Annotated in this window: 28 protein-coding genes and 2 pseudogenes; 12 read left to right on the top strand and 18 right to left on the bottom strand. The window is 38.2% G+C overall.

Features of this window, described 5'->3' with window-relative positions:
• Positions 1 to 69: 69 nt before the first annotated feature.
• From CLNEO_RS05375 to CLNEO_RS16745, 6 genes are all read right to left on the bottom strand, one after another.
• Positions 70 to 918 (bottom strand): MerR family transcriptional regulator, encoded by an 849-nt coding sequence (locus CLNEO_RS05375; protein ID WP_066085593.1) that lies wholly within the window; start codon positions 916 to 918, stop codon positions 70 to 72.
• A 140-nt stretch (positions 919 to 1,058) separates the two neighbouring features.
• A complete protein-coding gene (locus CLNEO_RS16400; protein ID WP_278276615.1) occupies positions 1,059 to 1,193 on the bottom strand; it encodes a hypothetical protein in 135 nt (44 codons plus the stop codon).
• Positions 1,194 to 1,310: 117 nt separating this feature from the next.
• Positions 1,311 to 1,652, bottom strand: a complete 342-nt coding sequence (locus tag CLNEO_RS05370; RefSeq protein ID WP_066085591.1) for a cupin domain-containing protein — start codon at positions 1,650 to 1,652, stop codon at positions 1,311 to 1,313.
• 95 nt (positions 1,653 to 1,747) lie between these two features.
• Positions 1,748 to 2,329, bottom strand: a complete 582-nt coding sequence (locus tag CLNEO_RS05365) for a hypothetical protein (protein WP_066085590.1) — start codon at positions 2,327 to 2,329, stop codon at positions 1,748 to 1,750.
• Positions 2,330 to 2,415: 86 nt separating this feature from the next.
• Complete coding sequence (locus CLNEO_RS05360) at positions 2,416 to 2,673, bottom strand: hypothetical protein (protein WP_066085588.1); 258 nt, start codon at positions 2,671 to 2,673, stop codon at positions 2,416 to 2,418.
• A gap of 1 nt (position 2,674) precedes the next feature.
• A complete protein-coding gene (locus CLNEO_RS16745) occupies positions 2,675 to 3,322 on the bottom strand; it encodes a DNA cytosine methyltransferase (protein WP_408605441.1) in 648 nt (215 codons plus the stop codon).
• Positions 3,323 to 4,242: 920 nt separating this feature from the next.
• On the opposite strand from CLNEO_RS16745, the pseudogene CLNEO_RS05350 reads away from it, so the two are divergent.
• The 12 genes and pseudogenes from CLNEO_RS05350 (at position 4,243) to CLNEO_RS05300 (ending at position 14,549) form a co-directional block, all read left to right on the top strand.
• A pseudogene (locus tag CLNEO_RS05350) lies at positions 4,243 to 4,781 on the top strand (DUF1697 domain-containing protein).
• A 453-nt stretch (positions 4,782 to 5,234) separates the two neighbouring features.
• Positions 5,235 to 6,701, top strand: coding sequence for a ribosomal protection-like ABC-F family protein (gene abc-f, locus CLNEO_RS05345; protein WP_066085585.1), 1,467 nt, complete (start codon positions 5,235 to 5,237; stop codon positions 6,699 to 6,701).
• Between the two features lie 308 nt (positions 6,702 to 7,009).
• Positions 7,010 to 7,312, top strand: a pseudogene (locus tag CLNEO_RS16635) (AraC family transcriptional regulator); the annotation flags it as partial.
• A gap of 42 nt (positions 7,313 to 7,354) precedes the next feature.
• Complete coding sequence (locus CLNEO_RS16485; RefSeq protein ID WP_330382556.1) at positions 7,355 to 7,843, top strand: AraC family transcriptional regulator; 489 nt, start codon at positions 7,355 to 7,357, stop codon at positions 7,841 to 7,843.
• Positions 7,844 to 7,918: 75 nt separating this feature from the next.
• Positions 7,919 to 9,256: an MATE family efflux transporter gene (locus tag CLNEO_RS05335; protein WP_066085582.1), complete on the top strand. Its 1,338-nt coding sequence runs from the start codon at positions 7,919 to 7,921 to the stop codon at positions 9,254 to 9,256.
• 338 nt (positions 9,257 to 9,594) lie between these two features.
• Complete coding sequence (locus tag CLNEO_RS05330) at positions 9,595 to 10,416, top strand: helix-turn-helix domain-containing protein (protein WP_066085580.1); 822 nt, start codon at positions 9,595 to 9,597, stop codon at positions 10,414 to 10,416.
• Positions 10,417 to 10,419: 3 nt separating this feature from the next.
• The gene (locus tag CLNEO_RS05325) at positions 10,420 to 10,890 is read left to right on the top strand and encodes a VOC family protein (protein WP_066085579.1); all 471 of its coding nucleotides are present in this window, start codon (positions 10,420 to 10,422) and stop codon (positions 10,888 to 10,890) included.
• A 65-nt stretch (positions 10,891 to 10,955) separates the two neighbouring features.
• The gene (locus CLNEO_RS05320; protein WP_066085577.1) at positions 10,956 to 11,159 is read left to right on the top strand and encodes a hypothetical protein; all 204 of its coding nucleotides are present in this window, start codon (positions 10,956 to 10,958) and stop codon (positions 11,157 to 11,159) included.
• Positions 11,160 to 11,214: 55 nt separating this feature from the next.
• Positions 11,215 to 11,937, top strand: coding sequence for a DUF5131 family protein (locus tag CLNEO_RS05315; RefSeq protein ID WP_066085576.1), 723 nt, complete (start codon positions 11,215 to 11,217; stop codon positions 11,935 to 11,937).
• 314 nt (positions 11,938 to 12,251) lie between these two features.
• A complete protein-coding gene (locus CLNEO_RS05310; RefSeq protein WP_242864159.1) occupies positions 12,252 to 13,028 on the top strand; it encodes a MerR family transcriptional regulator in 777 nt (258 codons plus the stop codon).
• Between the two features lie 56 nt (positions 13,029 to 13,084).
• Positions 13,085 to 13,819 (top strand): ABC transporter ATP-binding protein, encoded by a 735-nt coding sequence (locus CLNEO_RS05305; protein WP_066085574.1) that lies wholly within the window; start codon positions 13,085 to 13,087, stop codon positions 13,817 to 13,819.
• Complete coding sequence (locus tag CLNEO_RS05300; RefSeq protein WP_066085573.1) at positions 13,806 to 14,549, top strand: ABC transporter permease; 744 nt, start codon at positions 13,806 to 13,808, stop codon at positions 14,547 to 14,549. The genes CLNEO_RS05305 and CLNEO_RS05300 overlap by 14 nt, the downstream gene beginning before the upstream one ends.
• Before the next feature lie 178 nt (positions 14,550 to 14,727).
• Here CLNEO_RS05300 and CLNEO_RS05295 read toward each other — a convergent pair whose 3' ends face one another.
• From CLNEO_RS05295 to CLNEO_RS05240, 12 genes are all read right to left on the bottom strand, one after another.
• On the bottom strand, positions 14,728 to 15,069 hold the full coding sequence (locus CLNEO_RS05295) for a DUF3852 domain-containing protein (RefSeq protein ID WP_066085571.1): 342 nt from the start codon (positions 15,067 to 15,069) through the stop codon (positions 14,728 to 14,730).
• Between the two features lie 16 nt (positions 15,070 to 15,085).
• Positions 15,086 to 16,777, bottom strand: coding sequence for a hypothetical protein (locus tag CLNEO_RS05290; RefSeq protein ID WP_066085570.1), 1,692 nt, complete (start codon positions 16,775 to 16,777; stop codon positions 15,086 to 15,088).
• Between the two features lie 64 nt (positions 16,778 to 16,841).
• Positions 16,842 to 17,408 carry a DUF6550 family protein gene (locus tag CLNEO_RS05285; protein ID WP_083531856.1) on the bottom strand — a complete coding sequence of 189 codons (567 nt, stop codon included), beginning with the start codon at positions 17,406 to 17,408 and terminating at the stop codon, positions 16,842 to 16,844.
• Between the two features lie 99 nt (positions 17,409 to 17,507).
• Entirely contained in the window at positions 17,508 to 18,056 is a 549-nt protein-coding gene (locus tag CLNEO_RS05280) for a hypothetical protein (RefSeq protein ID WP_201032870.1), read from the bottom strand.
• 90 nt (positions 18,057 to 18,146) lie between these two features.
• Complete coding sequence (locus tag CLNEO_RS05275; RefSeq protein ID WP_330382554.1) at positions 18,147 to 18,551, bottom strand: DUF4320 family protein; 405 nt, start codon at positions 18,549 to 18,551, stop codon at positions 18,147 to 18,149.
• Positions 18,552 to 18,569: 18 nt separating this feature from the next.
• Positions 18,570 to 19,442: a secretion protein F gene (locus CLNEO_RS05270; RefSeq protein WP_066085806.1), complete on the bottom strand. Its 873-nt coding sequence runs from the start codon at positions 19,440 to 19,442 to the stop codon at positions 18,570 to 18,572.
• Between the two features lie 39 nt (positions 19,443 to 19,481).
• Complete coding sequence (locus CLNEO_RS05265; protein WP_096348793.1) at positions 19,482 to 20,411, bottom strand: type II secretion system F family protein; 930 nt, start codon at positions 20,409 to 20,411, stop codon at positions 19,482 to 19,484.
• Positions 20,408 to 21,991, bottom strand: a complete 1,584-nt coding sequence (locus tag CLNEO_RS05260; RefSeq protein WP_066085569.1) for a CpaF/VirB11 family protein — start codon at positions 21,989 to 21,991, stop codon at positions 20,408 to 20,410. Before CLNEO_RS05260 ends, CLNEO_RS05265 begins: the two co-directional genes overlap by 4 nt.
• Positions 21,985 to 22,794, bottom strand: coding sequence for an AAA family ATPase (locus CLNEO_RS05255; RefSeq protein WP_066085568.1), 810 nt, complete (start codon positions 22,792 to 22,794; stop codon positions 21,985 to 21,987). Before CLNEO_RS05255 ends, CLNEO_RS05260 begins: the two co-directional genes overlap by 7 nt.
• On the bottom strand, positions 22,791 to 23,621 hold the full coding sequence (gene cpaB, locus CLNEO_RS05250; protein ID WP_066085566.1) for a Flp pilus assembly protein CpaB: 831 nt from the start codon (positions 23,619 to 23,621) through the stop codon (positions 22,791 to 22,793). Before cpaB ends, CLNEO_RS05255 begins: the two co-directional genes overlap by 4 nt.
• 138 nt (positions 23,622 to 23,759) lie before the next feature.
• Complete coding sequence (locus CLNEO_RS05245) at positions 23,760 to 24,206, bottom strand: prepilin peptidase (protein ID WP_066085565.1); 447 nt, start codon at positions 24,204 to 24,206, stop codon at positions 23,760 to 23,762.
• Complete coding sequence (locus CLNEO_RS05240; protein ID WP_408605440.1) at positions 24,196 to 24,390, bottom strand: DUF6133 family protein; 195 nt, start codon at positions 24,388 to 24,390, stop codon at positions 24,196 to 24,198. The genes CLNEO_RS05245 and CLNEO_RS05240 overlap by 11 nt, the downstream gene beginning before the upstream one ends.
• Positions 24,391 to 24,920 lie beyond the last annotated feature (530 nt).

The following is a 24,920-nucleotide window of genomic DNA, read 5'->3' as shown; positions in this document are numbered from 1 at the left end:
GTTAAGTGCCTGCACATCATTTTCAAGTTACGCGTAAATTTATTGGTATATTTTTTAACATTATGAAGCTTACTTACCCTTGTAAAAAGCTTCAATTGCACAGGCTGCAAACTCTGCAAACCCCTCTCCATATTTCTCATCTAGGAAAGTCTTTGTTCTTTCATCCCGATAGTTGGTCGCCAGAGACAACATCATACCTGCCTCATATTTTACCTGTGAAAACTGTTTCATGACAAAGCCATATTCACCAATTATTTGCTTAACTTCAAACGAATCTACTGGATATTCTCTCTGCTCACTTAACTTTTTCTCAATAGCTCCTAATCTTTTTCCAAACGCCTCTCCAACTTCTTTACTTGGGGGGTTATTCATAGCTTTCAATGCACTGTCTTTATTTCCATACCACTCTACCATTTTCTGATAGCCTTTTTGCATATCCTCTTTGGAACAACGCTCCACATAATGCTTTTGCCACTGCTCAATTCCGCCAAATTCCTGTATAATACTTTCCTTCATGTTGTCCGGCATATGGTCAAGTGTCGTTTGGCATAGGTCTTCAATTTCCGTCTTTGTAAATATAGCAAAATCCATCTTATTTTCCCCTTTCAGAATGTCATCAATACTAGCAATTAGGCGTTCCACCCTCTCCTTTTTTGCTACTAACATTTTCCTCTGCATTTGCAGAATCTTATTTCTATCAAGAGAAGAATTACACATAACTGTTCTGATTTCTTTCAACGGAATATCAAATTCTCTGAAAAACAATATCTGTTGCAATGTTTCAAGTGCCTTATCGTCATAAAGCCGGTATCCAGCATCACTCTTATCTGTCGGGTTCAAAAGCCCAATCTCATCATAATAGTGAAGTGTGCGCACACTAATACCTGTCAAATCTGATATTTCCTTTACTGTCCTCATTGTCATATGCCCTCCTTTTTCCTGATAAAATTACTTTAACCTATGCCGTTCCGTAAGGGTCAAGACTTTTTAAAATTTAATTTGTAAAATTTAATTGATGTCATTATACCGCTTTAGTCAGATGTTTTCAATGTGAGGCCTTACGCATCACCCAGCACCGCCCACCTTTCACCATCAAAATCTTCATACCTATCAGTCGTGACATTCTGCTCAAAAATATCTAAAAAAGTTTTGAGTTGACCACTCGATTCGGTTGCAATGCTTTGATTTTTCATTTGTTCTCATCAGCCCTTTCTTGGTTTAGAGTATAAAAAAACAACCTCTCGTTTGAAAGGTCGCTCCGTATTATTGAAATTTTGGAATGTCTTCTATTAATATGTCACGTAAAACATCTATTTACAGATTCTTTTACCACCAAAGCAATGTATTGTTCTCGTCCCAGATTTAACTCTTCCGTGATGCGGAGTTCCCTTAGGCACAAATATCTCATCTCCAGAATGTAAAATATGTTCAGTTCCATTAAATATTTCAACATACTCTCCTGCTACACATACTGTGTATTCATCAAATTCATGTATTTGCTCTTTTGATTCTCTATCAGCATAATACGTCCAAAATGCCATTTGATTACCATCATTTCCTTCAAAATAGTACCCATCAATGTCTTGTGTATTCTGCTGACTACTATCAATATGATTCAATCTATTTCTCATAAAATTGGGGAACTCTTTCATGCCAAACCTCCATCTTCTTTTTGAAAAATATTTTCTTTATTAATTGTCCTCTATCTCATTGTCCTACTATAAACACTTTGTGTCAATCTACAAGTTTACCTATCCCCCAGCACCACCCATCTCTCACCGTCAAAATTTTCATACCTATCAGTCGTTACATTCTGTTCAAAGTACACCCCCAAAATTCTTTTTATATCTGAATTATCTGCTCGTCGTGCTGTAAAACCTTGATCCTTCAAGCTCTTTTCTATGCGAGATAAATACGGGAAAACATCACTTTCTTTCTCATTTTTCAATCGAATGATTATCAGAAATTCTCGAGCAGTAGCCATCTGCACTTGCATACGATCAAGATTCGTACTGTCTTGCATTAGAAGTTTGCGGATAATAGGGTTTTCCTCTTCCTCCATACGCTTTTTTAGATACTCCTTATTGTCATCAAAATTCTCTTTGGAATTAAGGCAGAGCATTTCAATTTCTGCAATCCCTTTCAGCACCGTCATCAGTGCGTAGATTCTACTGCTTACACTGCTTTCCGAAAGTACAGAGATATTGGTTGGGTGAATGATGAAATATACAAGTTCACCATATGGCGTAACAAGGCTGTAATCAGTAATTTCCGTAATTCCCATCAGTTCTCTTGTGGAATTTTTATTTTTTTCTTTCTGTTTTTTCATTTTTTATATTTTCCCTTTCTACATTTATCTTTCTGGATAATCAGGTCGTGATTTGATCTTGGTTCAAACAAAATATGGGTGCAGCATCATGCTGCCCATTCATATGTCTGTGGCTTTAAAATAAAAAAGGATACAGCATATCGGATAAAATCCAAGATACTCATATCCTCAAAGCGAATGCTTAAAAAAGCATATGCCGCAGTAATCACAACTGGGAATAGGATGCCTGTTTGAGCAAGGGCAAAAACAGAAATAAGCAATCCTATTCCAATGATTCCAATGTCACGCAGTTCCCACAGCCATAGTGTTGCTTTTGCTTTTAAGTTATCGGGATACATATACATTTTAACTTTCCTCTCTTTCTTCTTTGGATTTTCCCAAGAAAAAAGCAATCCCACGGAGAACAAAGTCTACGCATGGAATTGCCACACTGTTTCCAAGTGCCTTGTATCTTGGAGAATCTGATGCTTTTGGTATATTCGTCCACCCATCGGGAAAGCCTTGCAGTCTTTCGCACTCAAGAGGTGTCAGCCTACGGACAAGGTTACGTGATACAGCAAGATTTTCACTTCCTCCGCCATTGTCACCGCCTTCGGCTCTTAAAGTGCCACAGCCTTCCTTGTAATCTGCAAATGCAGATTGTCCATATATGGTGCTTTTGTTGTCAACAACACACTTATCTTGGTTTACATATTGATTGCCTGCACCTTTCCAATCACCATTACATAATGTTCCTACCACATCTTGATAAGGTTCAGGCTTATAAATGGCATGAATATCCGATGTCGTAAGAGTATAACTGATGTCTTTCTGCACTCCGTGACCGTTGCCTCCATTGTGATCTTGGCGGTTAATCGTATTGCTGGCAATGCAATAACTTTCCTGTACGATGGCAATGCCTCCTTGGTTTTTACTTGGATCTGGGTTTGTAGTATCAAGGGTTCGTGATTTATCTGTTTTCCGACAGCCTGATATTGGGTTACCAGATTTCATTGAATTGCTGTCTTTGCTATCTAAACTATATGCAATAGGTGTTGAAACAAGAGGAACATTATTTCCACCTGTTCCATAGGTTGCTGCCACTGTCGGTGCAACTTTCAATGGTCCGTTATATCGGCAATCCTTACCGTGATTATCAAACAAAACAGGTTGATTTTCTCCCCCTATTCCAACGGCAGATGTAATCGTGGGGCAAATATTTTCACAAATTTCCGCACCTACTTGCTGACTTTCCATAATAATTGGGAGGTTTCCACCCATGCTTGCTCTTAATGTAGCTGTTATGTTTTCGGTAATATCCATGCGATTTCCACCTTGGTCATTTAAACAAATCATTGGCTCTGTAACGAAGGTCTGCATCTGCATATTCCGTGTTGCCATCAATGCCGAAAGATTTTCAAGGTCAATTCCTTCATTCCTTTGATTAATAAATGCCTTTTGGGTTAACTGTGGGTTTTTATCAAGGTGATTTTTAATCCGTACGAAAAGCTCCTCTGATATTTGCAAGGCAAGTGTCCTTGTTTGTGCCATACTTTTTCCCTCCTTCATTTGATAATATTCAATGAGCAGTTTTTCTACATATTGGTTTAAGGTAAAACCCCTTTCTTCTTGGCTTGCTCTTACTTTATTGTGCAACTCAATCGGAATTTTGGCACATAAGCTTTTTGTTTCTTCCATAGCTTTTTCCTCCTAATTTTTAATTTTGCAAGCAAAGCATACTCTAAATCCTAAGTCAAAGCTATATCCAATACCAACAAGAATTGAAGTAAAAGCCAAACAATATTTATTCTTTCTACATGCCCAAAATAGTCCATAGTATTCGTGCAAAAGAGCGGTGGACAGCACATTTAGTAAATTGTATAATAAATATATGAAATAATCGTAAATCAAAATTTAAAGAGGCGGTGTTGTCCGTGAAAAGGTATATTGCCTTATTAAGGGGAATAAATGTAAGCGAAAAAATAAGATATCCATGTCTAAATTAAAAGAGTATTTTTTAGAACTTGGCTTTGCCCAGGTTACTACATATCTCAATAGTGGTAATGTTATCTTTTCCAGTGTTATTGACAATAAAAACAATCTCTCAAATAAGATAATGTTTATGATAAAAGACAAGTTTGATTTAGCAGTTCCAGTTTTTATTGTTTTACAAGAGGAATTAGCGGAAATTTTAAATTATGCTCCTGATTGGTGGGGAGATGACAATAAAGAAATATACGATAATTTGATTTTCCTTATGCCTTCCTTATCTTATGAGGAGTTCTGTGATGCAATTGGCGACCCTAAAGACGAATACGAACAAGTTTGGAATTATAAAAATGCTGTTTTCTGGTCATTCGGTCGAAAGGACTATAAAAAGACAAATTGGTGGTCTAAGACTGCAAGCTCAAAAATAAGTGGCAAAATTACAATACGCACCGCAAATACAGTAAGAAAAATTGCCACCCTGTAATTATAGAAACGTGGATCATTGAAAACTACTATTATCAAATTTTACTGCTACATACCAAGATAGTACAGGGTATCCTTGCAAAAAGATGGTGAACGCAGCTCAAGTGCTCCACAATTCAGCAATTCTCGTTCATCGCTGTAAACCATAGTAAATAGTACTACCACTTTAGGAGCATATTTATTATTTATTGATATTCTATTCTACACATGCTATAATAAAACAAAATGTCAGATTGGAGTTGAAAAGATGATTAATACTTCTTGCTAATTATTTAAGGCTAATAAAACTGTTAAACGGTAGGAGCCGTTGTTTTGTTGTGCCTGTGCAAGAAGGTTATCTGCTTTTTCAACTTTTACTATACTTGAACTGTGCTTTTTTATAGGCATTGTTTTGTCTTGTAGTGGTTGTAAGAATTAACTTTCTTGCGACCACTTTTTTAAGGAGGACAAAACATTGTCATTAATTAACGTAAACAATTTAACTTTTTCCTATCCAGGATGCTATGATAATATTTTTGAAAATGTTAACTTTCAGATTGATACAGATTGGAAATTAGGATTTATAGGAAGAAATGGAAAAGGCAAAACAACATTTTTGAATCTACTGTTGGGTAAATATGAATTTAGCGGAAAGATAACATCCACCGTTAATTTTCAGTATTTTCCATTTCAAGTTTCGGATACAACAATTAACGCACTTGATGTTGTGGAAAATTTAATTCCCGATTATGAATATTGGATGCTTATTCGTGAGCTGAATTATTTAGAGGTATCTGAAGAAATACTCTATCGTCCGTTCTCTACACTTTCAAACGGCGAACAGACCAAACTACTACTGGCTACATTGTTCTTAAAAGATAATTCTTTTTTGTTAATTGATGAGCCAACCAATCATCTCGATCAAAAAGGTAGAGAAATTGTAAGCAACTATCTGAATAAAAAGAAAGGTTTTATCCTTGTTTCACATGACCGTGCTTTTCTTGATAGTTCTGTGGATCATATTCTATCTATCAATCGCACTTCTATAGAAATCCAACAAGGAAATTTTTCTTCTTGGTTTGAAAATAAAAAGCGTATAGATAATTTTGAAATTACTACAAATGAAAAACTAAAAAAAGAAATTGGTCGATTAAAAACCAGTGCAAAAGAAAAAGCAACTTGGTCTCATCGTATTGAAGCATCAAAATTTGGAAGCGGATCAGCGGATAGAGGATATATAGGTCATAAAGCTGCAAAAATGATGAAACGGTCAAAAACGATTGAGAAACACCAAAACGATGCGATTGAAGCAAAATCCAAACTCTTGAAGAACATTGAACCATCTGAATCACTTCAAATTCATCAGTTGAACTTTCATAATGATACACTAATTAAATTATCGGACATTTCGATTTTTTATAATGGTGTATCTGTTTGCGAAAAAATTGGATTTAATATTGAAATTGGAGATCGCGTAGCTTTGTGTGGTAAAAACGGAAGCGGTAAATCCAGCATTCTCAAACTGATATGTGGAGAATCAATTACTTTTAACGGGACATTGGAAATTAATAATCAGGTCAAAATATCCTATGTTTCCCAAGACACCGATTACTTGCAAGGACACTTATCTGACTTCATCTATGATAACAGTATGGATGAAAATCTATTTAGATCAATGTTAATCAAACTTGATTTTTCTCGTTCTCAATTTGAAAAAGAAATTCAATTTTTTAGTTCTGGACAGAAGAAAAAAATTCTTATCGCGAAAAGCTTGTGCGAAAAAGCTCATTTGCTTGTTTGGGATGAACCCCTTAACTATATTGATGTAATTTCAAGAATGCAGATAGAAAATCTGTTACTTGAGTTTAAACCTACAATAATTTTCGTAGAACATGATGCGATGTTCTGTAACAAAATTGCTACAAAGACTGTGCTATTGTAGTATTGTTATGAGCAAATATCTTAGTGAGTCTAAAGCAGAGCTACTAAGCTAATCTTGATTTCATCTAAAGTATAGGCAACCACTCTGTTTTTACAGTTTGGTTGCCTACTTTTTATTTCACCATCACAATCCAAGTATCGTCCAGAGTATCCTTTCAAAAGGACGGTGGTTGTTCCCTTTCTGTTGTTCATATTTGGTTACTTGAAGATGTTACTTTACTGTGATAAAATCATACTGCAAATATCTATTAACCAAGCCCTATTAAGGTTTATTACTATCTATTGAGATAAAGACAGGAGTGAGAAGTTATAATAACCAACGAATCTATCAATCGTGCAATAGACTATATCTTAAATAACATAAGCGAAGACCTATCGGTTGATGAGGTTGCGTCTCATTGCAACTTTTCTAAATATTATTTTTCCAGATTATTTAAGGCAGAAACCGATGAAAGTATCTATGAGTTTATTAAACGTGTAAAGCTGGAGCAAAGTGCGTTTCGACTAAAGGTTGAAAAAAATAAAAACATCACTGATATCGGCTGGAAATATGGTTACAGCTCATCAAATTACAGCTCCGCTTTCAAGCAGTATTATGCCCTATCCCCCATTGAATTTCGTCGAAGCATTGCACAGAAATCCTTATCAAACCCCATGTTTTGCGTTGCTAATATCAGTTTAGAGTCATTTGAAGAGTGCAACAAAAAAATCTCTATCAATACTCTTGCGGATTACAGGGTAATCTATGAGCGATATAAGGGAAGTTATCGGGATTTATCGACCAATTGGTGCGACTTCCAAGAAAAGTATCAGCAATACATCACCAATGAAACATTGCTGATTGAGCGCACCTATGATGATCCTTCTATTACCCATATTGATGAGTGCTTGTATGATCTGTGCATAACTGCACCACAAGACTGTGCCCTCGAAAACATCTATACACTAATAGGTGGCAAGTTTGCTGCCTATCACTTTAAGGGAACGGTGGATCAGATCTATACCGCTTATCAAAGCATCTTTAATGTATGGCTACCGAAAAGCGGTTTTGAAATTGACGACCGATACGGCTTTGATATTTACAGAAAAATCGATTGCAATACCATGTATATGGAAATCGATTTTTGTATTCCTATTCAATAGAGCACAAATACAGAAGTTTATTTTTGCTTCCTCTGCTATCCTTAGGATGTGAACAAAGGATTGGAGGAAATGAATATGAATTTAGAAAATATCAAAAATAACAAAGTAAAAACCATTCTGCAATTCTCGATTCCATCGATTATTGCTATGGTACTAACCTCTCTGATTACTGTAGTAGATGGCTTTTTTATCGGAAACTATGTGGGTTCAGAGGGACTTGCTGCGGTAAACTTAGGTTTACCGATTATTTATTTGTACCTTGCCGTAGGATTAATGGTTTCCGTCGGTGGTGTGGCAATGGCAGGAATTGCACTGGGCAGAAAAGACACCCAAAAATGCAACAGCGTCTTTAATCAAACGATGGTCACTTCAACACTTGCAACAATTTTGCTAAGTGTGATTGTCTGGCTCTGCCTTGACCCAATGCTCTATCTTTTAAATGCCGATGTACAGGTGGCAGGATTTTTCAAAGACTATTATGTCATTCTGCTGTTAGAGCTTCCCGTTATGGTGATAAACGCATCATTTGGTATGTTTATCCGTGGAGAAGGAAAACCGCAATATTTTATGCAGGTTAATATTTTGAACGTGCTACTCAACATCTTGTTAGACTACTTATTTGTTCGCTGGATGGGGTTTGGTGTAAAAGGCATTGCAGCAGCATCACTTCTTTCAGCGATTGTTACATTTCTGTGCATACTCTACTTCTTTATCAAAAAGTCAAGTGTGTACAAACTCCATAAATTTACTTTTTCAAAGGATGTGCTTAAAAACACTCTCCTTAATGGCAGTTCAGAGTTTATCGGCGAGATGTCCCTTAGTATTTCGATGTTTGCCTACAACTTTGTGATACTAAAGCATATCGGCGTTGACGGTGTTACTGCATTTACGATCGTAGGCTATGTGGCATATATCTTTAGCATGGTGCTGATTGGTTTTGGGCAAGGAGCCAGTCCGCTGATTAGCTTCACTTATGGTGCCACGGAATATTCTCTGTCAAAGAGCCTGCGTAAAATCACCAACACAATGGTATTGCTTGCAGGAGCGGTGGTACTTTTACTGATAGTGGTTGGGGCTGATTGGTACAGTGGTTTATTCATAAAGAATGATTTGGTGCAACAGATGATACATTCCGGTGTAGCGATTTTTGCTATTTCGTTTCTCTTTTCAGGAATTAATACAATCACTTCTTTTTACTTTACCTCTATAGGGAGGGCAAAGGAGTCTGCTATTATTTCCTCAGCACGAGGATTAGTTGTTCTACTCATTTGCATTTTCACACTTCCATTATTTCTGGGGATGATGGGTGTATGGCTGGTTGCACCAACTACAGAAATAGTAACACTATTTTTGACATTGTTCTTTATCAGAAAAGAAACTACTAAGAAATCGCATGGATTTGCCACAGAATAGCTGGCATCTTATGAGACGATAGCCACTACACTTTAATCTTGTGTAGTGTCTATCTCTTTACCTATAAGCCAAGTATAGCCCAGTCAATCCTTGCATAAAGACTGTGAACAATTTTTAGTTTTCATAATACTGGACTCTTTCTATTGTTTATATTTATTAATTGAAACTTCCACTTTACTATGGTAACCTTATTTTATATATTTACTGAGTATAACTTTTATGAAACGGTAGTTGGGAAATTTAACTCTCTGCTCTGGAAACGAATTCGTATTTGATTAATTCGCATTAGGCAGATACGCATAATGCAAATCTTTCTTTGAAAAGCAAGGGGGAACATTTTGATTATAAAAGATAACAAGCAATTCAATATGTTTCCCTCACATGTGGGGCTGAGAAAATATATTCTATATTACAACATCGTATTTCCATCTAAGGATATGTTTACAGAGAATTATATGCTTATGCCTAACGCTTGCGGAACTTTGTCGCTTGCTTTCGATGGAAATACAGTCATTGCTGAACTATGGGGAGCGTCCCTCTCCCCCATATTGTTAGGCACGGAGCCAAATAGTTATAATATTTTAATGCTTATCCAGCTTTCGCCCTACGGGTTGTATCAAATCACACGCCAAAACCAAGCGGAATTTGCAGACAAACGCCTTTCGCTTGTGTACATCGACAACGAGTTGTTCCGTTTATTGCATCATGCTTTTGCAGTATCAAAAACTGCAACCGACTTAGTGAACGCTTGCGAAGAAATATTATACGAACGTATAGAAAAGCATGTTGTTTCAGATGCTTTGCTATTTGCAACCAAAGCGATTTCTGATAATCATGGACAGCTACAAGTGAAAGAGATTGCCAGACTATCTTGTTATAGTGAACGGCAGCTAAACCGCTTGTTCCGCACACAAATTGGAATGAACATTAAGGACTTTGCACGTTTAACCCGCTTTAATTATGTATTAAAGCACATTCAAAAATCGCCTTGCTTTTTTGCGGCATTGTCACAACAAGCTGGCTATTTCGACCAAGCTCATTTTGATAAAGATTTCAAGGCTATCAGTGGTGTGTCACCCCAAAATTACTTAAAAACAATGTCGGATTTTTACTATGACGGCACAGAGATATACGATACACTATCCTCAAAGGAGGATTGAAAAATGAAATATCAAGGTTGTCTTTTAGCGGTTAAGGATATAGCCGCATCGAAACACTTTTATGAAAAGGTACTTCACCAAAATGTGGTCATGGATATTGGTGCACATGTAATGTTTGAGGGCTTTACGCTGCAACAAGGATATGCTGAACTTGTTGGTTTGACAGACGATAGCATAAAAAAGCAGTCACATAACTTTCAAGTCTATTTTGAAGTAGACGATTTGAACAAGGTGTATGCCGAAATGAAAAGCATATTCAGTTTGCAATGGGTACACGAAATCAAAGAATACCCGTGGGGGCAGCGTGATATTCGGGTATATGACCCCGACAAGCACATTGTAGAAATTGCAGAGGATATGACCACGGTTTTCAAACGCTTTTTTAATCAAGGCATGTCGGCAGAAGAAGTTGCTACACGCACAATGTTCCCTCTTGAGGTTGTAAAACAGTATGCGTTAGGCTTTGGTATGTGATACACGGCGGCTTTGGTAAATCAAAGTCGCTATTTTATTCCAAACAAGATCGGAGGAGACGGACAATGAGTAAATATGAGCCACTTTGGAAGGCGATAGGTCAACGCACAGAGAACAGCTTCGCACTGACCTATGCCGAGATTGAACAGATTCTGGGCTTTCCCATCGACCACGCCTTTTTAACCTTCAAGAAAGAGCTGCCCGCCTACGGCTACGAGGTGGGTAAGATCTCCATGAAGGCACGGACGGTGACGTTCAAACGCTGCTGAAAAGCAGCTGCGTTTCTGCTATCATCGGCTTCACCCATCCGAGAGGAGGAACACTATGAACTGGGAACCATGGACAGGCTGTTACAAAATAAGTGATGGCTGTACAAATTGCTATTTTTATGGGCCGTATGCAAAACGCTATGGTCAAAACACAATACAAAAAACAGATAAATTTGATTGGCCCACAAGGAAAAATGCAAAGGACGAATACAATATCAAAGGCAACAAAATTCTTCCAACCTGTTTTGCGACTGACTTTTTCCTGCCAGAAACAGACGAGTGGCGTAAAGACATTTGGGCTATCATCAAGGAAAGAACTGATATTGATTTCTTGATTTTAACAAAGCGAATTGACCGTTTTCTCGTATCACTTCCACCCGATTGGGGTGCAGGCTATGACAATGTGAATATTGGTTGTACTGTCGAAAATCAAGCATTAGCTGATTACAGACTGCCACTCTTTTTATCTTATCCGATAAAGCGGCGGTTTATCGCTTGTGCACCACTCTTAGAAAAGATAGACTTGACACCGTATCTTCGTGGAGTAGACCATGTGACTGTTGGTGGCGAAACAGGGCGAGAATCCCGTATATGTGATTATGATTGGGTACTTAATATTCGGGAGCAATGCGTAAAAGCAGATGTAACATTTTGGCTAAAAAATACAGGTTCCCTTTTCAAACGTGATGGTGTGGTAGAAAAAATAAATCCATTTAAGCAAACAGGTATGGCAAAAGAGCTTGGTATCAATATTTCAGATGGAAAAAGGTTGTTTTGACAGGAAAAGAATAGCATAAAACATTAGTGCCTGTTTTGTTTCATAAATGTTCTGAACGATTCAAACGCGGATACCCTCCGAAACTGATTTAATTCGTCCACCAGAGAAAAGCTCACTAAATATGAAATTAAGCTGTTGCACCTCTACTCTGATGCAACGGGTCCTTGTTCGTTATATGCCCAAAATCGTCCAGAGTATCCTTGAAAAAGGACGGTGACGGATTTTACTTCACGTTTGTTCTATCATCTATTCATATTCAGAAGGTTGAAGCAAGCTTTTTACTATGATAAAATTATAAAAAATACCTCTTCCTGTTGAAAGTTGGTGATATTATAGAAAACACATATACAACAAATCAAGTTGCAAAGATAATTGGTATACATCCGAATACCGTAAGAATGTACGAGGATATAGGTTTTATCTCGAAACCTATCCGTAAAAAAAATGGCTATCGTGTATTTACAGAATTGCATCTTGAACAATTCAAACTGGCACGTACAGCTTTTCAGATTGAGGTACTTCAAAACGGCCTACGAAAAAAAGCAGTTTCTATTGTTAAGCTGTCAGCATTATGTGAATTTGATAAAGCAATTAAACTAACAGAACAATATATATATTCTGTTGGGATTGAAATTTGTAATGCCAATGAAGCGGTAAAAATAGTAAAAGAACTGCTTAGAGGAGCTAACCTAGAAAACCGATATGCCTTAAAGCGAAAAGAAATATCTGAGATACTTGGAATATCAATGGATACTCTCCGAAATTGGGAAATGAATGGACTGCTTAAAGTAAAACGAAAGGAAAACGGGTATCGTGTTTATACTGATTATGATATTAGAAAACTTAAAATTATCCGTTCACTAAAATGTGCCAACTATTCCCTTTCTGCAATTCTTCGTATGATAAATGCACTTGAAAGAAATTCAAAAGCAGATATTATCGCCGTATTGAATACGCCAGATTATAACGAAGAGATTGTATCCGCCTGCGATAGGCTAATTGTATCTTTAGGCAGTGCAAAAGAAAATGCAATTGCTATAAAATCAATGCTTTACGAAATGAAAAATAAATATTCAAACCCTCCACTTTAACACCAGACTTTTGTTTGGTGTTATTCTTTTTATATTACGAAAAGGAGGATATGAAAATGCATGATATTATAAAGGTGGAAAATCTATCAAAATCATACGGACAGCTAAAAGCAGTAACTAACTTAAGCTTTAATGTTAAAAAAGGTACTGTTTTTGGATTACTTGGAGCAAATGGAGCAGGTAAAAGCACGACAATTGAATGTATACTTGGAACAAAGCCTATGGAAAGTGGAACAGTTTCAATTTTAGGATCAAATCCAAAAGCAAATCGGAAGGAATTGTTTCAAAAGGTCGGGGTTCAGTTTCAAGAGGCAAATTATCAAGAAAATATTCGTGTTGGAGAACTTTGTGAGGTGACATCATCTCTTTATAAGAATGCCACCGATTATCGTACTCTACTTAAAAAATTCGGTATTGCCGACAAATCCAAAACCTTAGTAAAAGAACTATCAGGTGGTCAAAAGCAACGGTTATTTATCATTCTTGCACTCATTCCAAATCCAGAGGTGGTTTTTCTTGACGAGCTCACAACAGGACTTGATGCAAGAGCAAGAAGAGATGTTTGGCAAATTTTAAAAGAATTAAAGGGTCAAGGACTCACTATTCTTTTAACCTCTCATTTTATGGATGAGGTTGAGAAACTTTGTGACGAAATATGTATCCTAAAAAAAGGTAATTCAGTGTTTTATGGCACAGTTGAAGATGCCATCGCTGTAAGTCCGTATGATAAATTTGAGGAAGCTTATCTTTGGTACACAGATGAGGAGGTATCAGAAAATGAAAACATTTAGTACAATGCTTAAAACAGAAATCAAACTATCCCTTCGTGGAATAGATATGTTTATTTTTGCTATTTGTATGCCAATTGTTGTACTTGTTGTGCTTGGAATTATTTATGGAACTAATCCAGCTTTTATTGATGCTGATTATACATTTTTAGAGCAATCATTTGGAGCAATAGCTACTATTGCTATCTGTGCCGGTGGAGTTATGGGACTGCCATTAGTTATTTCAGACTATCGAAGCAAGCATATTTTGAAAAGATTTAAGGTAACACCTGTGAAGCCTACGATTATCTTACTTGTTCAGGTTACAATCTATGCGCTTTATTCGTTAGTATCATTAATCACACTGTTTACTGTCGCAACTGCATTTTTCAATTTTCGTATGCAAGGAAGTATTTATCAGTTTATTCTCGGTTGGCTTTTAGTTATGATTTCAATATTTTCTATCGGTATGATGGTGGGTGGCATTTCAAAGAACTCTAAAGTAGCGGGAATTATTGCAAGTTTACTGTATTTTCCTATGCTGATTTTTTCCGGTGCAACTTTACCCTACGAAGTAATGCCATCTGCGATGCAAAAAATTGTTGATATTCTACCGCTTACACAAGGCATAAAGATATTAAAATCCGCTACACTTGGATTGCCTGTTGCTAATGCTATACTACCAATAATCATCATGATTGTTATCACAATTATTTGCTCAATAATCGCAATTAAGTTTTTTAAATGGGAGTGATAAGGAATGTAATCCACTTTAGTAACGGCTAAAGCTGATTTTAATCATTTAAAAGATGACAACAACTTCTTAATTTTCTAATATGCTCCCTTCATAAGATTCAGCGTTTTATTTCACTTTATCTCATAAAGGGAACATATGATTTTTTACGACGAGGTTATCCTCTTTCTTCTTTACATCATAATCCAAGTATAGTCCAAATATATAGCGGAGCTGTTAATGTAAATACCAAACAAGCAAACAAAATTGCTGGACCACTCCACTCAAATTGACCGTGTTTGCGAAAATCAAAGTACGTCATCCCTAGTTTGGCAAAGAAAAATACCGCAAGAATTAGGTCAATTGCCGGAAAGATTACCTTATTAACCACAGTCTTAATTTGTCCCGATGCCGTTGTCCATGTTCCTTCAATAGCCCCCGCTACATCCCCCGTACCTGCTGCAAATGCTGATATTCCGTAAAATAGGCAAACAATCAATACCACTGTAAGTATGATTGATAATTGCTTATATTTTTTCATAAATTCTCTCCTTCCCTTATGGTTTTAGAGGTGCCACATGCCAATCCTGCCATAAATTCCCCTTTATTGTTAGGCTATCCGTTAAATTCATTGACAGCATTCCTACTGGCGTCCAGCTATCTGCTGCCCAAGTGTTTACTGTATAATCGCCGTCTGGCATCCAAATCGGTGTGAAATGGGTTCTATTTTTATAGGTAGAATACTTATTATTTTGAAACTCAAAGCTAGTTGATGATCCATCTTTCATCCTATCCAAAAGTCTCCAATAGGTTTCATATCCAAACTCAGGAAAATAGCTGACAGCAGTCTGCAGATATGTAATTGCAGAGCTTTGGTTACTACTTACCGATGCACTTACGGTTTCATTGATGCCGTATCCTGACTTCATTACTCCACCACTGGCAGTTGGATTTTTGCTGTCACATCTGATACTCATATTAGCTGAAAATCTTGCATAATACTTGTCCAGGTCGAACTCCCACCATCCGTGGTCACACCAGTAGCCACTATCTTCACCTGTACTATGCCATACCCAATGTTCATGCCACCAAGGATCCCAAACACTCCAATCTGCCCTTACTTTTTCACTACGGTTGGGAACAGATACTGATGAAAATTTTTCGTTTCTATCATCAGCAATAGGATTTGGAGGAGGATTTTTATCAAGATCAACAATCTTACAGTTAATGGTGGTTTTATCTGTTCCACCTGGCCCCTTCACCGATACATAAATCACCATGTCCTGCTCTGCATCTGGTGTTGTCCATTTTACCCAGGCAAGTTGACTATCGCCTTGAGGATAATAGACATTTCCAACATTATAAGTTTTTCCGTCAATAGAAAAGCTGACTTTAGTTGGGTTATCTGGGTCACTCTGCCCTCCGCTGACAGTAACTGCCGTAATAACCTCAGTATTTACACGATACTCATAGTCTTGGGTTGCAATTTCAGGAGATTCCGGCAATTCTGTAAAACGCACAACCCCAAGCCCAAGAGATGATTTGATATCTGCATTTGAGGCTGCTTTTGATGTACTTCCTTTCCAAACAGGATAGCCCAAATCTGAAACCTCCAAAAACATAGCAAGAGGTAAATTTTGATGAGAAAGTGCTACCATTCTTCGTCTGAGCAATCCGCTGATTTGTTCATCATACATTGCCGCCTCTGTTGCTGTAGTTGCAATCATAATACCCTCAAATTTATAATAGGCTATTGGTTCAAGAAGTAGTTTATATTCTCCTCCAATAAGAATGTCATAGTTCATGCCCGTGTGGTTGGCAATCATCTGAACAACGTATTCCGAACAAAAATATTTCTTGATTGCGTCCATATTGCTGTTGCCCTTGTCACTTATAATTGTGGGCATCGATTGTGGAGGATTAATATATCGATATTTACTTGTTATAGGCGTTAAACCTATTCCTTTACTGTACTGAATTTTACTTACCTTACTAAAGTGTATTTGAATATTATTTGGTGACTTATTTGTTAAGTCAATAGGGGTAGTAACTACGGTATGATCACTGGCACGAACAACCGTTACTCGAACACCATCATTTCCTGGAGACCAGATATTTGTACTTGTCCCATTATCCATGCCACCACCCCCAGCATCAATATTTCCATCACCGACAGCCAATGCTGTTGTAGAAAATAGAAGAGATAAAATGATTGTTAACACAACGGATGTTTTAGAATATTTCTTCATTAATAATTTTCCTTTCTGCAAATAAAATGCACTGCTTATCAGCAGTGCATTTTATTTGCTATATTTATTCACCCATAATACCCACCTGTTTATTAATATCACCATCACTTTTGCCGACAGTTGCTTCTCCCCCGCCGCCTTCATCCTTTATCCATCCGAACCCTGGAACATAAATCTGACCATCTTTTTTATCTCCGCTTTGTGGCTGTTCATCCTGTATCTGAGTCTCTGATGGAGTTTCCACCTTATCATGGTCAACTGGTTTATCCTGCTCTGTTACTTCATCTCCATTTGGCTTTTGGTCAGGATTTGTAAGCTCTTCTTGCGTATAAGTTGGTTTTTTAGCATCCCCTTGGATAGTCTGCTCCGTTCCCTGATCCACAGCACCATTATCAGCATCTGGTTGTTCAGAAACTTCAATTGGCGATACTGTAATCTGGTTTTCTTTTTCTATATTATTTGATTCTTCTACCACTATATCTTTCCCATCACCGCTCTGTATTGGAAGCAATACGTCTTCTGCAGTTGGTTTGCTAAAGCGGCCTGCAATCATCACTGCAAGCACAGCACAAATGGCAAGGCCTCCTGCCACTATAAGCCATTTCTTTGTTTTATCATTCATATTTTTCATAAGCTGTTCGCCTCCTTGTTTATGTATCTACCCTTACAAGCCACACCCTACCACAAGAAAATCTGAAAGTCTAACATAATTTATATAACTATTAGAAAGTTAAAATTTAGGAGTGTAACCGGCACTGTTTTTCACCTTTATCTTCATGGGAGCTAGTAATTTGCCTCCGAAAGAAACAGGAACTTCCAGCATGACAGTACTGTCAATCTCAAATCTTTTGTCTGCCCTATCACTATCTGCGAAGGGTGCATTGCGAATCTCTACATCTAAATTCCATATTTTAAACTGTGTTTCACTGCCAGAGGCATTTTTTTCGTGATATCCACCGTTCTGAGTCAGACCAAGTATATTATCCATTTTATCATAAATATTTCCATAATCAATGGATTCCTCAAAGTCCTCGGCTGTAGGCTGATACCCTCCCGAATATCCCTCACGTACTCCATGATACACATCATCATAATTTTCTACCACAGTAGAAATGACTGCATCCTGCAAAGCATCTCGCACCCCTTGTGCAACAATCATCAAGCGAAAATATTCTGAAATGCCTGTAAAAATCATAACAAGGCAAAGGGTAATGGCAACGGCAAAGGGATAACCGTTGCCTCGGTTGTTTTTCAGTGGTTCTAATCGTTTATTTATCATTTTTCTCCTTTCCGCTAAGTCCAACCCAAGGCACAAAGCTTAAACTACTAGCTAAATTTAATGTGCGAATTGGATCCAGCATCACGGTGATCATTTCCAATACACCTCGCTTTTTCCCACTGCTTCTCCTCTTAAAGTAATAGGAAAAGAGCCGAAACCAGTGAACATACCAATGTTCACTTCATAGGTAACAACCACAGAAATTTTCTCATTCAGCTGAATTTTACCTGTTTTTGACCATACGACAGTTGGACTAATTCCATTTTTTTCAGCTAAAAGCTGTTCTCTCCTTGAGGTTTCCGTCCCCACCTGCCCTGCAATCTCTGCCTCTCTCACCAGCTCTGTAGCAAAGGTATCTACCTGCTGTTTAACGATATAGGCAGGAAATACTTTAACTGCTACAGCAATCACCAGCATGGCACAAAGAACAAGCACCACCACATCCATATAGCCCTCACCTCGATTATTTCTAAATGCCTTCATCATTTTTTTCATCTTATTTATCCGCCCCCTTTACAGCATTCCGCCGAGGGAACGAATGATTTCATAGACAATAATTACGATATAGGTCATCAGAAAGCACAACAACATGGTAAAACTAAATATCCTTATTTTCGGCGGTATCTTCATTGCCTGTGCCTTGAGGCGTTGCAACTCCAACTGCTTCATATCGTGGCTTAACATTTGAAAATACATGGCACCGTCATCTCCACGAAGCACCCCTATAAGCCCTCTTGTAATATCCGAAAGCATGGAAGAGTTAATCCTTGCTTCAAACCTAGTGAGGGCAGCCTCATAGGATGAGGAACGCATATCGGCTGTTAAAATATCCAGTTCCTTAGCAAAGTCTTCGCCTGCGTTTTTCTTGAAATTCTCCAAGATGGAAAGGACATCTCGGCTTGCCTTTAATTCCTGGGCTACCGTTGCTACAAACCTTGGCAGTTCAACCTCAATCTTCTCACGCTTTGCCGAGAGCTTTTCATCTGCCTTGCGGATTTCCTTGAAATAAACAATTATTGCTAGAAACAGCAAAACTGGAGCAATCAGCGGTAAAATCCAAAGAGCCGGAACCACCGCAAGTAAAATGAGTCCCGATTTCACAAACGCATTTGCCGTAAATTCTTCTGGCGTTTCTTTCATGCCTGCGGCACTTAAGGTATTTTGCAAACGAATTTTCTTGTATTCGTCCATAGGCAAGAACTTTGCCAACCTAACCGCCCATCCAGCAATTAGAGCATCCACGGTTTTTGCTTTCTCTTTGCTAGGCTTTGTTGCCGAGAGCATGGCTTTCCCTGTGGCAAGGCTTGGCAGTTTCAAAATATCTGCAATAATGAAAAACAAACCTGAGGCAAGTAAACTGCCAAACAGTATCAACATCAGTTGCATTCCTTCGCCTCCCTTTTCTTCATTTTCTTTTTCATTCATCTACCTCCGATATTCTATGGGCTGGGTAAGCTTAATTACAAATGCCATAGAAATAAACATTGCAGTGAAGCAAATTGCAAGGACAATCTGACCCACAATGGTGTGCATCAGTGTGTGATACCAGTCCTTATTTAGGAAATACAGGAGCGGTATATTGGCAAGTACCAGTACCTGCATGGTAATAAACTCTTTTCTCGGTTCAAACACCATATTCTCCAACTCACCATTTACCACCCGCATATCACTAAGCTTTGAAACAATAGGTGTTAGGGTGCTTTTTAGCCCTCGGTCAAACTGGCAAGCTATCACAGCATCACACCATTCACGGAAAACAGCATTCTCTATCTGACCACGCATAGCCTGCAATCCTGCCGTTATATCAGGATTAATCATTTTGATTCTATAGATAAATCCTTTGAAAACCGATAAAACAGGAGGATTTAAGTAAGCAACGTTTTCCTCAACCGCTGTTAATATATCTTCATTTCGCAGATATGCCGTTGTAATAATACTGAGTGCTGTTTCAAGCTCTGCCGAAATATCTTTTTTGAAGTGAGTCTGGGTTAATCTGATATACCAAAAAGGCAGGAGCATAAAACCTACTGCAAGAACAGGAACCAGAAAAAAGTTACTCACCATAATGGCTATGGAACCTCCCACAGCAAACAGTGCCAAAGAAATGACACAAAGCATAGGAAACCTTTTCTCACGACCTGTGATTTTCAAGATTTCCTGTACCTCAGTCATTTCTCTTTTTAAGAAATTAACCTTTTTTCGGTTGGTAACCTCGTTAATTTCATCCTTGATACTTTGGGGTTTGATCAAAAATCCTTTAAATATCCCATCGGTAAACTCTGTGGGAGAAAGGGAAAGCAAAATAAAAAAGCCTGTAATCATTCCGATACAGGCAACTAAGAGTATGATATTCAAGTAGTTTTCACCGTCCTTTCCTTGAGACTTTTAATCATTTCAATGGGCATGCCATTTTCCAAAAGCCGTTTTGATAGGCTTTCGGAAATACATTCTTTCTGTTCATGGTGTCCAATAATGGTAAATGCTCCGTTTTCCTCCATGCGATTTTCTGTAATGATATATTGGAATAACGTGAGGTAATTTCTTGTACCGTCAGGCAAGATTTCACATTCCATAATCTCCATCATACGTCTTTCCTTGTTTTCTAGCTGTTTACAGAACACAATAATGGGATACGCTTCGGTTACATAGCCATACAGGGTTTCATCACTCATATCCACAGCACGTTTGCAAAGAGAAACCATTCGGCGATAGGTTGCTTCACAGGAATTTGCGTGAATGGTTGTGAGCACTGCAATACCTGTTCGTGCCGCCTCCTGTGCTGCATTGGCTTCTGCTCCACGCATTTCACCAACTACGGCAATATCGGGGTTAAAGCGTAATGCCATATCCAGCAGTGTAATCTGATCCACCTTTTGCTTTTCATTTTCACTATCCCTAGTGAGAGTATGAATAACCGAGTTTACTACTTTTCCATCCTCATATCGTGTGAGGTCAAGCTCACGAGAACCATTTTCAATGGTGTAAATTCTTTTATTGTTTGGGATGGTGGTTAAAAGCCACCCCAGCACCGTTGTTTTTCCACTTGATGTCGCACCGGCAACGCAAACGGAAATGCCATAGCGAATAAGTTGCGAAAGAAAATCCAGCATTATGTCCGTTGCCGTTCCACTTCGCACAAAATCCTCCTTTTTCATACTTTGAGGATTTACGATACGAATGGAAGCGGCAATACCCACATCTTCATCTACAAGAGGTGTTTTCAACGCCGCAATACGAATGTTTTTGGATAGGTGACCAAGGATTGCAGGACTGGCGTTATCAAGAACCATGCCAGATACATGAAGCATCCTTCTAACCACATTGATGGCATGTTCTGGGGAGTCAAAATGCTCCTCCAGCTTCACATTTCTGCCGTCTGAATACTGCACCTCAATATCCTGCCAAGAATTAATGTCAATTTCCTCAATACCTTTTCCAAAAATATATTTGGTTAAAAACCCGTACTCTGCCATCTCTGTATACAGGGCATTTATCAACTCACTGCCATCCATGCCTTTGACAGCAATTCTATGGTCCATTACATATTTGCTGATGTACCGTTTCATCTGCTCTTTGGCATCTTGTAGGTCGCCATTGGTAATCAGTTGTGAATAGTTGCTGGATATGTGCTCCTGCACATCCTTTAGCACAGAAGAGAAATCCCTTCCCTCGGATTCCGGGGCAAAAAATAAGGAGTGGGTTCGATTTTCTGTACCCAGCTCCGCTATATTTTTCTGTTTCTGTGGGGGAATGGTATGATTTTTGGTTCTGTTTTCTACCGAGACCATTTCATCTGGTGAATGTTCCTCGTTTACGGTTTCTTTTTCTATAGGCTCTAATACCTGTGTTTTGTTATCTACTACTGTTGGCATAGTAACAATCTGTTGATTGTCTTCTGTTGCAAACACAGAATTCCCTCGTTTATTTCCTAGCACCCAAACACCTCCTTTATTATTTTCTCAATCTCCCTGCGAAATTCTCTACTATCTTTTAGGGATAAATCTGCAAATAGATTTCCCTCAAGATATTGCTGTTCCACTTCATTGGAATGAGGAATCTTAAACGTCAAACTACCCATTGCCCCAGCCATATGCTCGATGCCATGGCTGGCTTTGATATTTGATGCCACCTTATATTGCTTCTCCATATCCCAATTGCTGTTTTGCAAAAGCTGTAGTTGGCTTGACAGGTAGCTAATGGATTTTAAATCACAGTTTGCAAGACGAAGTACGCTATCACTTTCCAGCAAGGCAACGGCAGATAAAATATCGTTGGCTATGTAACTGCTGCAATCAATAATTACAAATGGAGCAATCTTTCGCAGACTCGCAATCAGCTCCTGTGCCTGTACTTTGGAATAAGTGGCATAGGTATATTCATTTTCTCCTTTCAGCATTCCGATGATGGTGAGATAAGACATTTTCTTGTGGGTAATCATATTGTATTTCACAAGGGGCTCTGTCACATGGGTTGCTGATAAAATACTGCCAAGGGATTTTTCACACTCCAAATCCGAAGGAGGGCAGATACAAGGAAGCATGGGTGCTGTCATATCACATAACACCAAGACTACGTTTTTCTTTTTGTCTGCAAGGTATTTTGCAAGCTTTACTGCAACCGTTGATTTTCCAGAACCAGGGCTTCCCCAAACTGAAAACACTCCGCCATGCAATACTTCTTCTTTTATGGGTTCTGCTTTTTGCTCTCGTGAAAATATGGAATTTTTCATGAAATTCATTGTGCTAAGTCCTCCCCTGACGTATTTCCAACAGTTTGCGAATTCTCAACAGATGCATCAACTGCATTTTCCTGATCTGTAGTTTCCGTCAAATCAGGATGATAAATTTTTGCAATAACTTCGTCCTGTGCAAGAATGAATTCCTGTGCCGTTTCGGGAATGCCACGATAAACAAGGGAAAGATGTGCCGTTCCGTCAGCCTCAAGCTCCGCTAACACATTTCCTTGTTCGGAAGTTACAAGTAGGGTAACCGTTGAAGGAAGCTCTCTATCATTTTCACCATTAATTTGTTCCCCTGTGTTAGCGTCGTACCCACTTGGCGTAGTTACCGAAATAACCTCTACGTATTTCAGTTCTGTGGGAATGACAGTTGCACCTTGTTTTTTATAATCTGGGGCAATAACAGAAACAATATCTCCACTTTGAAGTTTACCAGAAAGACCATTTGAAAATGTTTTAATGGTAATTGAAATAGCCTGCTTACTGCCATCCAAGTTGTATAAATAGGCATTTTCTACAGCAGGAACTTGAGACACCTTGGTATTTAAAATATAATCCCCAATGTACAAATCAGCGGTTGCGTAAGTGCCAATGACGGTATCTTTATTCTTAATGATATTTTCAGGAAGGTTGTAACCTCCTACTTCCACCACCTGTACCATATCGCTTGTAACTTCATCTCCTGCCTTAATTTCCTTTGCCACACGCACAATCTCCGTTTTTTGGCTCATTCCTTTATTAAATAAAGGAGTAACTCCAAAACAAATAATGAGGGACAGCACAATACAAATCACTCCCACAACCGTTCTATTTTTCAACAAACTCATAATTTTTTCCTCCTTAAAATGATAAATTGTATTTTCTCTTTTTTCTTTCTTTAATCACTTTGGGTATAAACGCAAGTGCTATGACCATAGGAACAATGACGCACAGTGCAATAAACCCTTTTTTATTTCCACCTTTCCTCATCGCATCAGACCTCCAAAATTCATAAAATATGTTACTAAAAAACCAATGGTTAAAAAAGGAGCAAGAGGCATTGGAAACTCCTCTGCCTCCTGCTTTGTAAGCTTTCGCCTATGCTTTAAAATAACAAATACTGCAAGTTCAAGGGAAAAGGCAAGGATAACGCCATATGCCGTGTCAGTAAAGCCAAGAATAAGGCTAACAGCGGCAGTGAGCTTGATATCTCCACCACCAAGCTGGTCTGGGTAAATCCATGCGGCAGTTATTAATAAAACCATTGGAATGCCAAGTCCCAAAAGATTTTCCGCCTTAAAATTCAGCAGTGCACAGAGGGCAATTCCTACACAAAACAGTGGTGGAATCTCTCTTTTCTTCATGTCCTCCACAGACACCAAAATCAGCAGAAAAGAAAAAAGCACCGACTGTGCGATGCCGTTAGCCTGCATAATTGAACATTTCCTTAATTTTGGTTTCCAAAGTAGGCATCACCACATCTCCAAACAATGCATAAAGTCCTGCTAGTAGCAATCCGCCCAAAACTACAGCAATGAGAATTTTGACTGCCGAGTCAACATAGTTTTCACCACGGTTATTTGTGATTACACTTCTCATTTTCATAGATTGAATCATAAAAAAAGTCTTTGCCTGTACTGCCTTTTTTTGTGCTTCCTTCATCATTATCTTCATTTAAAAATCCTCCCTTATTCAAAATAATAATCGACGGTGTATGTTATGTTTGATTTGTTATACAATGACGATAGGTAATCCTTTGGAGTGATCTCTGGATTTTCCCCCGTCCCACACCGTGCACGAAACTTTCATTTCACACGGCGTTCCATCGGTAGCAAATTTTCAAATTGCTACCGACTAATGGCTATTCCTCTGACAGATTGGCTCTGTTCTATGAGGTCATGCCATCGCTTTCACCGTAATTAAAGGTGCTTATTATTCTTCGTCACCACCGCATCATAGATGTGTAATCATCTCCACGTTTTACGGCTTACCACGTTCCAATGCTCCTATCTGTTCATGACACCCTTAGGTGCTTGCTTTAAGCCTGTACGCTGGATACTGCCTGTAACAGTATAAGGTATTTCATAAGTGCAATTCTTACTTTACCTCACGCACTTGCCCGAAGGCACATATACATTTCTGCATAC

The organism is Anaerotignum neopropionicum, from assembly GCF_001571775.1.
GTDB classification, from domain to species: domain Bacteria; phylum Bacillota; class Clostridia; order Lachnospirales; family Anaerotignaceae; genus Chakrabartyella; species Chakrabartyella neopropionicum.
The sequence above is the reverse complement of the archived record's forward strand: the minus strand, read 5'-3'. Positions and strand labels throughout refer to the sequence as shown.

Coding starts and splice junctions, on each gene's coding strand:
- CLNEO_RS05375 (WP_066085593.1), bottom strand. CDS start 918: ATGAGGACAGTAAAGGAAATATCAGATTTGACAGGTATTAGTGTGCGC.
- CLNEO_RS16400 (WP_278276615.1), bottom strand. CDS start 1,193: ATGAAAAATCAAAGCATTGCAACCGAATCGAGTGGTCAACTCAAAACT.
- CLNEO_RS05370 (WP_066085591.1), bottom strand. CDS start 1,652: ATGAAAGAGTTCCCCAATTTTATGAGAAATAGATTGAATCATATTGAT.
- CLNEO_RS05365 (WP_066085590.1), bottom strand. CDS start 2,329: ATGAAAAAACAGAAAGAAAAAAATAAAAATTCCACAAGAGAACTGATG.
- CLNEO_RS05360 (WP_066085588.1), bottom strand. CDS start 2,673: ATGTATATGTATCCCGATAACTTAAAAGCAAAAGCAACACTATGGCTG.
- CLNEO_RS16745 (WP_408605441.1), bottom strand. CDS start 3,322: ATGAAATCTGGTAACCCAATATCAGGCTGTCGGAAAACAGATAAATCA.
- CLNEO_RS16485 (WP_330382556.1), top strand. CDS start 7,355: ATGTTTTGCGTTGCTAATATCAGTTTAGAGTCATTTGAAGAGTGCAAC.
- CLNEO_RS05335 (WP_066085582.1), top strand. CDS start 7,919: ATGAATTTAGAAAATATCAAAAATAACAAAGTAAAAACCATTCTGCAA.
- CLNEO_RS05325 (WP_066085579.1), top strand. CDS start 10,420: ATGAAATATCAAGGTTGTCTTTTAGCGGTTAAGGATATAGCCGCATCG.
- CLNEO_RS05320 (WP_066085577.1), top strand. CDS start 10,956: ATGAGTAAATATGAGCCACTTTGGAAGGCGATAGGTCAACGCACAGAG.
- CLNEO_RS05315 (WP_066085576.1), top strand. CDS start 11,215: ATGAACTGGGAACCATGGACAGGCTGTTACAAAATAAGTGATGGCTGT.
- CLNEO_RS05305 (WP_066085574.1), top strand. CDS start 13,085: ATGCATGATATTATAAAGGTGGAAAATCTATCAAAATCATACGGACAG.
- CLNEO_RS05300 (WP_066085573.1), top strand. CDS start 13,806: ATGAAAACATTTAGTACAATGCTTAAAACAGAAATCAAACTATCCCTT.
- CLNEO_RS05295 (WP_066085571.1), bottom strand. CDS start 15,069: ATGAAAAAATATAAGCAATTATCAATCATACTTACAGTGGTATTGATT.
- CLNEO_RS05290 (WP_066085570.1), bottom strand. CDS start 16,777: ATGAAGAAATATTCTAAAACATCCGTTGTGTTAACAATCATTTTATCT.
- CLNEO_RS05285 (WP_083531856.1), bottom strand. CDS start 17,408: ATGAAAAATATGAATGATAAAACAAAGAAATGGCTTATAGTGGCAGGA.
- CLNEO_RS05280 (WP_201032870.1), bottom strand. CDS start 18,056: ATGATAAATAAACGATTAGAACCACTGAAAAACAACCGAGGCAACGGT.
- CLNEO_RS05275 (WP_330382554.1), bottom strand. CDS start 18,551: ATGAAAAAAATGATGAAGGCATTTAGAAATAATCGAGGTGAGGGCTAT.
- CLNEO_RS05270 (WP_066085806.1), bottom strand. CDS start 19,442: ATGCAACTGATGTTGATACTGTTTGGCAGTTTACTTGCCTCAGGTTTG.
- CLNEO_RS05255 (WP_066085568.1), bottom strand. CDS start 22,794: ATGAATTTCATGAAAAATTCCATATTTTCACGAGAGCAAAAAGCAGAA.
- cpaB (WP_066085566.1), bottom strand. CDS start 23,621: ATGAGTTTGTTGAAAAATAGAACGGTTGTGGGAGTGATTTGTATTGTG.
- CLNEO_RS05245 (WP_066085565.1), bottom strand. CDS start 24,206: ATGCAGGCTAACGGCATCGCACAGTCGGTGCTTTTTTCTTTTCTGCTG.
- CLNEO_RS05240 (WP_408605440.1), bottom strand. CDS start 24,390: ATGATTCAATCTATGAAAATGAGAAGTGTAATCACAAATAACCGTGGT.